At 48.2% G+C, this 8,365-nt stretch carries 7 protein-coding genes; 2 read left to right on the top strand and 5 right to left on the bottom strand.

Annotated elements, in window-relative coordinates; translation table 11 throughout:
- The 5 genes from Q0852_RS22235 to Q0852_RS22215 all read right to left on the bottom strand — a co-directional run.
- Positions 1-1,504, bottom strand: a 1,504-nt coding sequence (locus tag Q0852_RS22235) for a VWA domain-containing protein (protein ID WP_299022323.1), incomplete at its 3' end; no start/stop codon positions are given.
- The gene (locus Q0852_RS22230; RefSeq protein ID WP_299022321.1) at positions 1,497-2,462 is read right to left on the bottom strand and encodes a VWA domain-containing protein; all 966 of its coding nucleotides are present in this window, start codon (positions 2,460-2,462) and stop codon (positions 1,497-1,499) included. The genes Q0852_RS22230 and Q0852_RS22235, both read right to left, overlap by 8 nt.
- A complete protein-coding gene (locus Q0852_RS22225) occupies positions 2,455-2,973 on the bottom strand; it encodes a DUF4381 domain-containing protein (protein ID WP_299022319.1) in 519 nt (172 codons plus the stop codon). The genes Q0852_RS22230 and Q0852_RS22225 overlap by 8 nt, the downstream gene beginning before the upstream one ends.
- Positions 2,966-3,907, bottom strand: a complete 942-nt coding sequence (locus tag Q0852_RS22220; protein WP_299022317.1) for a DUF58 domain-containing protein — start codon at positions 3,905-3,907, stop codon at positions 2,966-2,968. Before Q0852_RS22220 ends, Q0852_RS22225 begins: the two co-directional genes overlap by 8 nt.
- Positions 3,904-4,860 carry a MoxR family ATPase gene (locus Q0852_RS22215; RefSeq protein WP_299022315.1) on the bottom strand — a complete coding sequence of 319 codons (957 nt, stop codon included), beginning with the start codon at positions 4,858-4,860 and terminating at the stop codon, positions 3,904-3,906. The genes Q0852_RS22220 and Q0852_RS22215 overlap by 4 nt, the downstream gene beginning before the upstream one ends.
- A gap of 432 nt (positions 4,861-5,292) precedes the next feature.
- On the opposite strand from Q0852_RS22215, the gene urtA reads away from it, so the two are divergent.
- Together urtA and urtB are read left to right on the top strand one after the other, a co-directional pair.
- Complete coding sequence (gene urtA, locus Q0852_RS22210; RefSeq protein WP_299022313.1) at positions 5,293-6,582, top strand: urea ABC transporter substrate-binding protein; 1,290 nt, start codon at positions 5,293-5,295, stop codon at positions 6,580-6,582.
- Between the two features lie 133 nt (positions 6,583-6,715).
- Positions 6,716-8,362 (top strand): urea ABC transporter permease subunit UrtB, encoded by a 1,647-nt coding sequence (gene urtB, locus Q0852_RS22205; protein ID WP_299022331.1) that lies wholly within the window; start codon positions 6,716-6,718, stop codon positions 8,360-8,362.
- Positions 8,363-8,365 lie beyond the last annotated feature (3 nt).

Below are 8,365 nucleotides of genomic sequence, written 5' to 3'. Positions count from 1 at the left end.
TCTGCTGATTCTGCTGATTCTGCTGATTCTGCTGATTCTGCTGATTCTGCTGATTCTGCTGATTCTGCTGATTCTGCGATTGCTGGCTATTTTGCTGAGAATCCGATGATTGATCCTGATTCGAATCTTTATTCTCATCGGATTGCTGTTGCTGTTGCTGTTGCTGTTGCTGTTGCTGTTGCTCCAAAGCTTTTTTTACAATATCGAGGTTCTTTTTAGCATCGCTGTGGTTAGCATCTTCAACCAGGACGGATTGATAACTGTCGATGGCATTTTGAAATTGCCCTGTACGCGCATAGGCATTACCAAGGTTGTAGCGGGAACTAATATCATCAAGCTTGCCTAGGGTTTCGATTGCCTGTTCGTATTGTCCTGCTTTGTATTGCGCGACACCTCTCCATTGTGGTGAAACAAAATGCTCAGCTGCCGATTCATAGTCTTCTTGCTCAAAAGCCTTATAAGCGATTTGATCATCATTGAGCCACGCGGACGCAAAAGCATTGTCGACAGGCATGATAACCAACATTGCGGCGATAACCACACCTCGGCGGAAACCAAACAGAGATAAGATCACCAGTGGGATCAACAGCCAGAATCCGTTATTAACACGTTCTTCCAACTCTTTTTCTTTATGCTTGCTGGCATCTTCGCGAGGTTTGGCGGTTGCTTTGATTAAGCTTTCGACATCACGGTTTGTCGGCTGTGAAAGTTGTAATTGCCCACCAGTATCTTTCACCAGACCGAGTAGAGGGTTGACATCGACTTTGGCTACCACTGTTTTGCCCATGTTGTCGGTGAGTAGCCTGCCGTCTGGCATCTGTACTGGTGCTCCCTGGCGGGTGCCGACAGCAAGAACCGAAACGCGGTAGTCGGTGCCAATAAGCAGGGCGCGGGCATTACGGGATTCCTGCTCACTCAGTCCGTCAGTGATCAGAACAATATCCCCCTGAGGGTGACCGGCTTGTTTCAGTAAATTGATTGCCTCTTGAATACCTGCTGCTGCATTGCTGCCTTGAATTGGTATTATTTCAGGTGACAAGTGCGGGATCAGGTTTGCCAGGGTGCTACTGTCCTGAGTCAAAGGGCTCACCACATAGCCATCGGCAGCGTAAGTGACCAGTCCGGTACTGCCTTCCTTCCAGCCCGGCAACAGATCCATTGCCTTGTAGCGAGCCTGAGTCAGCCTGTTGGGTGCAATATCTGTCGCGTACATAGAGTGAGACATATCCATCACCAGTACGCGGGCACCGGTAATGCTATAGGCTGGCAGGGTTGTCTTCTGCCAGCTTGGCCCGGCAAGGGCTATCACTGTCAGTAGCCAGCCAAAAGCTAATACCGGGATAAAGCCCGTCTGAGCTTGCTGGTGACTTAGGCCTAGTTTTTCGGCTAGATGAGGAGCAATGAGGCCACTCTTTTGCTGTTTTATCTTGAGCCATGGTAATACCAGGCCAAGTGGAAGCAAGGCCAGAAACCAGGTTGGATGGAGAAAGGTAAAATTAGCCATGACGCCTCCTTAACAGCACGAGTACCATAGACAAGAAAAGGGTGATGGCCAAAGGATAACGGAACAGCTCCTGGCGTGGACGCCAAGTTTGCTGAGCTGTATTTATAGGTTCCATTTGATCAATTAATTGGTAGATATTCTTAAGTTCTTGCGGGTTCCTGGCTCGGAAATACTGACCGCCGGTCATCTCGGCAATCTTGGTCAGCATTTTTTCATCCAGATCCTGTGAAGGGTTTACTGTTCGGGTTGAGAAGAAGGTACGTTGCTGCATTTCTTCTGCTCCGACCCCGACGGTATAAATGGTGACATTGCTTTTGGCGGCAAGCTCGGCGGCTTCTAGCGGGTCGATAACGCCAGCGGTATTGGCACCGTCACTCAGCAATATAATTACTCGCTGCGGGGCATCGCTGTCGATAAATGTTTTACTCGCAATGCCAAGCCCTTCACCAATGGCAGTACTTTGCCCAATCAGTCCAAGCACCGTGCGTTTAAGTTGCTGCTGCACCGTGTTGCGATCAAAGGTTAGTGGTGTTTGCAGGTAACCATGATTGGCAAAGAGTACCAGCCCGAGACGATCCCCCTGACGCTTGGCAATAAAATCATTCAGTACCTGTTTGACGGCAGTCAGGCGATCTATTTTTTGTCCACCAGAAGTCACCATATCTTCGATCGACATGGATCCGGACAGATCGACAGCCAGCAGCATATCGCGGTGTTCCGGATTGATCTCGACAGGGTCGCCATACCAAATCGGGCGAGCGAGCGCGGTAAGCAGGGCTAACCAGGCTATTGCCATAATGACTTTTCGCCATCGGGTATCAGGTTGTTGCATTCCGATCCCATCAGGAAGTTTGGGTAGTCGGATAGCCGCAGGCTGAACGACAGGTTTGGAAAAGCGATAGATAAGTAATGGCAACGGCAAAAGCAGCCATGCCCAAAGCCAGGAAAACTCAAACATCTGAGGCCTCCATTATCTGGTTGCTGCTTGACGGGAACTGGGCTTTCTTGAGCCAGATCGCCGCTTGTTTATAGCATTTTCGGAACTCATTCAGCTCTAATCCTTGCGGTGAGAACAGCCCGCGCTGCCAGTAGCTGGAAAGCGAAATAAATCCTTGGTGTTTGTTGCTCAGGTGCTGGTCAAGGAACGAGAGCCATTGTTCGCCTGTCAGACTGGCAACCTGCTGGCGCGGATAGTATGACATTGCTGTCTGACGCAGCAGAAGGTTGATATTTCCAAGCTGTTCAGGGTTATTAAAGTGCTTAAGTTGCTGCAGCGCTTCTTTACGGGCACGTTGTTTCATCAGATGTTTCCGAATAAGGAAAAACGCAACTGAGATAACGATAAGAATTGCAGCGATACATAACCACCATCCCCAGGTTAATGGCCAGTAACCGGGAATATTCGGCAGGTGGACATCAGCGAGGGGAAGTGATGCTGCAAGATCGGTAGCGGTAATGGGGTTAGCCATATTGCTTCTCCTTACCACCGAGCTGCCGTATCAATGGCATAGCGGCAGAGATCTGATGAAGTGGAATCGCCAGCCCCATTGCCATATCTCGTATGAATTCCTGATGCCCCTGATACTGCTGGCTGAGCTTTTCACGGGTTTTCCTCGCTGAAAAATCGAGCCAGACGGATTGGTGGCTGTCTGCAACGTGCTCGGTCCCCTTGAATGTTGTTTGGCCTTGCTCCAGCGGGTCGTGAATTTGAACAAACTGGATCCGGTTATGTTGGCGGAGTTGGCTCAGTCGACGTTTGTCTGTTTCCATTAGCTGGTAGAAATCGCTGATCACCACAATTTCACTGCCTTTCGGGCACAAATGGTGAAGGTGTTTGATGGCCGAAGAAAAAGGCTGAGTATCATTGCTCTCACTGTTGCCTTGGTGAGCATCGATTAATGCATTAATCAAGCGTAAGGCCCCGCGCTGACGGCCGGTTGGTTTGCATTCGAACAGTTCCCTTCCGGTGTAGATGATAGCGCCGACCCGGTCTTGTTCGCTAATTGCCAGCCAGCTTAACAGGCTGGCGAAATGCGCGGCCTGTACTGATTTCAGCAGTAGTTGTGAGCCAAACTTCATACTGCTGCTCAGATCGACCAGCAGCATGACAGGTTGCTCGCGCTCCTCAGTAAAGAGTTTGGTGTGGGTTTTTCCCGTTCTTGCCGTTACACGCCAGTCGATTGCGCGAATATCATCACCCGGCTGGTAAGGACGAACTTCAGAAAAATTCATCCCGCGGCCTTTTTTCCGGCTTAAATGCTGCCCGTTGAGTTGTGACCAAACACTCTGTGCAGGCGGCAACCAACGTACAGATTGGTTTTTGTATTGCAGCAACTCAGCCAGACACAGGTTTACCCCGTCACTGTGTGACGGTAGGGCAGGTGTCGTGGATGTCTCTGTCATGCGCAGGCTACCTGTGCGATTAGCTGGCTGACAATGGTATCGGCGGCAATGCTTTCAGCCTGGGCTTCGTAGCTGAGTAGCAGGCGGTGGCGCAACACAGGGTAAGCCATTTGCTGGACATCTTCCGGCGTTACAAAGTCACGGCCGTTCAGCCATGCGTGGGCGCGGGCGCAGCGATCAAGTGCCAGTGTGGCACGAGGGCTGACACCCATTTGCAGCCAGCTGGCAAGCTGATCGTTATAGCGTTGTGGCTGGCGTGTCGCCATTGTCAGACGAATGATGTAGTGCTCAACTTCTTCCGCCATATGGATATTCAGCACCTGCTGTCGGGCTGAAAAGATTTCATTCTGGCTGATTTGAACGGGTTCCGCCTTGTCTTTGCCCATTGCTTCACCGCGATTCAGGCGAAGGATTTCCAGTTCGCTGTCAGCATCAGGGTAGTTTACGTTTAGCTGAAGCAGAAAGCGGTCAAGTTGTGCTTCCGGCAGCGGGTAAGTTCCTTCCTGCTCAATCGGGTTTTGGGTTGCCATTACAAGAAAAAGCTCAGGCAGCGCGTAGGTTTTACGACCTGCGGTAATTTGTTTTTCTGCCATTGCTTCAAGCATAGCGGCCTGGACTTTGGCTGGGGCGCGGTTGATTTCGTCGGCCAGTACCAGCGCGTTGAAGATTGGCCCTGGCTGGAAGGTGAACTCTCCGGTTTCCGGGCGGAAAATATCCGTTCCGGTCAGGTCTGCAGGCAGTAAGTCCGGCGTGAACTGAATACGGTGGAAGCTGCCCTCAATGCAATCGGACAGTACTTTTACTGCACGGGTTTTGGCAAGTCCCGGAGGGCCTTCTACCAGAATATGGCCATCGGCCAGTAGTGCAATGAGTAACTGTTTAACAAGATCAGGTTGACCAATGATCTGGTTGTCTAGGTAAGTTTTAAGGCGTTGGAAAGTAGACGTTAGCATAGATTGGTAATGTCCTATAGAAATAAACAGTCAAACAAAAATGATGAAAATTTTGACTCAAAAAAAGTGATAAAGTTCATGTCTTGAGTTTAAGTGCGCAATGTTTAATCAAACTTGGGCTTATTAATACTTTGCTGGGTGAATTATAGCGTATTCATGAGGTTAGCTTTCAATCGAAATTGCTTGCACCGTAGGAATGAAAATATTGATTTGAGCAGGTAAGAAATATTGCAGAGCTGTACCAACATGGTGCATAGAAAGCAGGGTAGTGCACCAAAGCTTATTGATTCATTGCACCATAATGAACCTTATTTTGACTTGATGTGTTTATATGTTTGATTTTTATTGTTTTTTTTAAAGCTAAAAGAGTGTCAAAATTTTGGCCTGTTGTTTGCTCTGTTGATAATGATTATTCATAAGGAGCGATTCAATATGTCAACCAAGATGTTCAAAAATACATTTGCCTGTGTTGCTGCTTCACTGCTCTTGTCATTTAACGCTGTTGGTGCGGAAAATACAATCAAAGTTGGGGTGTTGCATTCCCTTTCCGGGACGATGGCAATCAGCGAAACAACACTTAAAGACACCATTTTAATGATGGTTGAGGAGCAAAATAAAAAAGGGGGGCTGCTGGGTAAAAAGATTGAGGCTGTTGTTGTCGATCCTGCATCGAATTGGCCATTGTTTGCAGAAAAAGCCCGTGAATTGATCGAAAAAGAAAAAGTGGATGTGGTTTTTGGCGGTTGGACGTCAGTATCCAGAAAATCGATGCTACCTGTGTTCGAAGAGCTAAATAGCCTGCTGTTTTACCCTGTTCAATATGAGGGGGAAGAGTCCTCCAAGAATGTATTTTACACCGGTGCTGCGCCGAACCAGCAGGCAATACCTGCCGTTGATTACCTGATGAATGAGTTGGAAGTTAAACGTTGGGTGCTGGCGGGAACCGACTATGTATATCCGCGCACAACCAACAAAATCCTGGAGGCATACCTGAAATCTAAAGGTGTGGCCAAGAGTGATATCATGATCAGCTACACACCTTTCGGTCATTCTGATTGGCAATCCATTGTTTCTGATATCAAGAAGTTCGGCTCTAAGGGGAAGAAAACGGCTGTAGTCTCAACCATTAACGGTGACGCCAATGTTCCGTTTTATAAAGAGTTGGGGGCGCAGGGTGTTTCTGCCGAGGATATTCCTGTCGTTGCCTTTTCCGTAGGTGAAGAAGAGTTGTCAGGTATGGATACCTCGCCACTGGTCGGGCACCTGGCGGCCTGGAATTACTTCATGAGTGTTGATACAGATGAAAACAGCGAGTTTGTAGAGAGATGGCAGAAGTTCATTAAAGACGATAAGCGTGTCTCTAATGATCCGATGGAAGCCAGTTATATCGGTTTCAATATGTGGGTTGAAGCCGTAGAAAAAGCGGGAACGACCGACGCGGATGCCATTCAGGAAGCCATTATCGGTATTACAGTGCCTAATCTTTCAGGTGGTTACGCGACTATGATGCCGAATCACCATATTACCAAGCCGGTATTACTGGGTGAGATCCAGGATGACGGACAGTTCGAGGTGGTATGGGAAACAACCGGTGTTGTTGCAGGGGATGCCTGGTCTAATTTCCTTCCTGGTTCAAAAGATCTTTATGCCAGCTGGTTGAAGCCACTTGAGTGCGGCAGCTTTAACGTTGTCACAGGCAAATGTACCGGCTCTAAACAGTAACTGTTCTACCTACCCGGCAAATCGCAGACCAATTTTTGAATATGACAGGTTTGCGTTTTGCCCGGACTATCAGGACGTTGGGGTAAGTATTCCTATGAATAAATACAGTTGGCTGTTAGGGCGATTGCCTGTAATGGCAACCTCTTTACGCAATAGACGGGCAGAAAATTTGCTGTCGTTAATTTTACTTTTGTTTGTAAGTTCGTTTTCATTTTCGGCTGCTGCTGGCGAGCTTTCTTCATATTCAGATGTTGAAAATCGGTTGTCACAACGTAACTTCACCCAAAAGCAGCAGGCTGTTGAATGGCTAACCACATCCCGAACTCCGTCAGTGCGATTAATTCTCAAAGGGTTACTGGATGGGGATATTTATTATCATCGTCAAAGTAAAAAGTTATATCTGATTCCTGAGTTGGACATTGGTAACTCGGCGCGTTTAATTTCGGAGAACACTGACGAAACGATTGCAAATAAGCGTGATTTTAAGAAGGTGACGCTCAATAACCGGCTTAGAACATCGATTCGTCTTGGTATTGCCCAGCTGGATTTAAGTTCAGAAACCGAAGTGGTTCGTTTAAAAGCAGCCAAGGCACTGTTAGGCAACACCACAGAACGTGTCCAGACACTTATCCGAGATACTTATCAGCAGGAGCCTTCTGAAAAGGTGAAAACACTTTTGACGTTGGTATTGGCTATCTCGGATATTCACTCGGGCGAGGTTCGGGTGCGTAACAATGCACTTACGGTTCTTGGTGAGTCTTTGGAGCCGGTTGCGTTTTTAGCTTTGAGTCGGGCTTTGGATGCGGAGCTAACAAAAAAAGATCCTGATGCTGAGTTTATTTCTGGTCTTGAGCGATTCATTAACGGTTATCAGCAAAGTCAGCGTGTATATAGCACGGTTGAAACACTTTATTTTGGTTTAAGTCTGGGCTCTGTGCTGGTATTAGCCGGGATCGGACTGGCCATTACATTTGGTGTTATGGGCGTAATCAATATGGCTCATGGTGAGCTGATCATGCTGGGGGCCTATACCACTTATGTTATGCAGCAATTGATGCCGGATAATATTGGGATGTCGCTGATTCTTTCTATTCCAGCGGCATTTCTGGTAGCTGGAGCGGTGGGTGTAGCAATTGAGCGCGGAGTGATCCGTTTTCTGTATGGTCGGCCGCTGGAAACTTTACTCGCGACATTTGGGATCAGCCTTATTTTGCAGCAGGCTGTGCGCAGCATCTTTTCACCTTTGAATCGCTCGGTTTCAACGCCGGATTGGATGAGTGGGATGCTGGAAATTAACCCCATGCTCTCGCTGACCTATAACCGTCTTTACATCATTTTCTTTTGCCTGGTTGTATTCACTGCTCTGGTATTCATCCTCAGAAAAACATCATTAGGACTTCAGGTTCGTGCTGTGTCGCAGAATAGAACCATGGCTCGGGCAATGGGGGTGCGCTCTGAATGGGTCGATGCAATGACGTTTGGCCTGGGTTCCGGAGTTGCCGGAGTTGCCGGGGTAGCACTGTCCCAGTTAACTAATGTTGGCCCCAATATGGGGCAAAGTTACATTATTGATTCGTTTATGGTGGTGGTATTTGGTGGTGTCGGCAACCTATGGGGAACCCTGATTGCAGGCTTGAGTCTGGGGATTTTCAATAAAATCCTTGAGCCATGGGCCGGGGCGGTACTGGCAAAAATTTTGGTACTTGTTTTCATCATCTTGTTTATCCAGAAGCGACCTCGTGGATTGTTTCCGCAGCGTGGCCGGGCAGTAGAGGGGTAGCTT

Source organism: uncultured Photobacterium sp., assembly GCF_947502415.1.
In the GTDB taxonomy this organism is placed as follows: domain Bacteria; phylum Pseudomonadota; class Gammaproteobacteria; order Enterobacterales; family Vibrionaceae; genus Photobacterium.
This window is presented reverse-complemented; position numbering and strand designations above follow the sequence as displayed.